1 protein-coding gene is annotated in these 706 nt (G+C 37.0%); it reads right to left on the bottom strand.

Going from position 1 to position 706, the window contains the following annotated elements; translation table 11 throughout:
- Positions 1 to 706 (bottom strand): 4Fe-4S binding protein (locus tag DMP16_RS10520; protein ID WP_185957875.1); only part of this gene is annotated, 706 nt, incomplete at both ends.

Genomic DNA, 706 nt, shown 5'->3' with positions numbered 1-706 from the left:
GGGATTATTTTTCATGTCGAAGACTAACATCTGACATGATCTCACGCAAACGCCACATAATACACATTTATTAGGATCTACTATAACTTCGTACACACCGGGAATTTCATCCTCCTCATTTAATACCATTCTTTTACTAACCTCTGATAACGACCAAAGCATTAGGCTTCTTCTCCTACTCCTACTTAGAGGGAGATCTTGAGGAATGTAACTCCTCTCAAGATTCTGAGAATTGGAGATACCTTTTAATACTAGTTCAAGTTCTTTGAAGTCTTCTACATACGGGAAATTTATTTCAGTACCCGGAAATTTTTTCATCATAGCTTCAGCCCTCAATTTTGCGATATCTCTCAATTCGCATTTATTATCTGGTGAAAATACAACGGGATAAAAGCCGGAGGCAAAGATTATCATTAAGAATGAATCGTGAACTGACGAAATACATGGGGCTATTAGGGGATAAATATGTATTCCGTCTAATTGAGGAATCTTTCCAATTTTATTGCATGTAATTAAAACAACGCTTGGCTTATCATTTGGGGCATATTTAGCTAAAGCATTCAAGTATGCTATTATTTGGTCAGTAGTAAAATTGGGTACTTCCAAATAACCTAAAAACGACATTCCAGAACAGAAACCACAAGCCGAACACGTCTCTGGATTAGAAACTTGTGGTCCTTCCGGCGTTTTAGTAACTAACTCACAT

Source organism: Sulfolobus sp. B1, from assembly GCF_007050195.1.
Classification (GTDB): Archaea; Thermoproteota; Thermoprotei_A; order Sulfolobales; family Sulfolobaceae; genus Saccharolobus.
Note: the sequence above shows the minus strand (reverse complement) of the source record. Positions and strands in the feature narration are given on the sequence as shown.